Genomic DNA, 394 nt, shown 5'->3' with positions numbered 1-394 from the left:
ATATGCGCTGAAGGCAAGCGTATGCTCGTCCGGGGTTCTTGCAAAAACAATGCCCCGAAAAAGATCTTTTCCCTTCCATTTAAACAAGACCGTATCTCCTTCTGAGACACTGTAATACGTCTGGTCGCCCTGTTTGATGACGATGGTCGCTTCAATGGAACGCGGCGCCTGATAACGATGGCCTTCAAGCGAAACACTTTCTGCAACCAGTTCAAGCCACTCTGTGTCTTTAATGACGAACAGTTCTATCATCATACATCACCTATTTCATTGCGGTATCTTTAACTTTTGGCCGGGAAATATCCAGTGGCCCGGCTGCCTGATGTTCCGTTTGCTTCGTTTGATCATTGCTGTTTTATTGGCGTTCCAAATTTTGTGCCATTGCGTGCTGTTC

Annotated in this window: 2 pseudogenes; both read right to left on the bottom strand. The window is 46.4% G+C overall.

Annotated elements, in window-relative coordinates:
* Positions 1-252: pseudogene (locus tag RVS70_RS23050) on the bottom strand (phage portal protein); the annotation flags it as partial.
* A 15-nt stretch (positions 253-267) separates the two neighbouring features.
* Positions 268-394: pseudogene (locus RVS70_RS23045) on the bottom strand (LysM peptidoglycan-binding domain-containing protein); the annotation flags it as partial.

Origin of the sequence: Virgibacillus sp. M23, from assembly GCF_034190895.1 — a bacterium.
In the GTDB taxonomy this organism is placed as follows: domain Bacteria; phylum Bacillota; class Bacilli; order Bacillales; family Amphibacillaceae; genus Virgibacillus; species Virgibacillus salarius.
The sequence above is the reverse complement of the archived record's forward strand: the minus strand, read 5'-3'. Positions and strand labels throughout refer to the sequence as shown.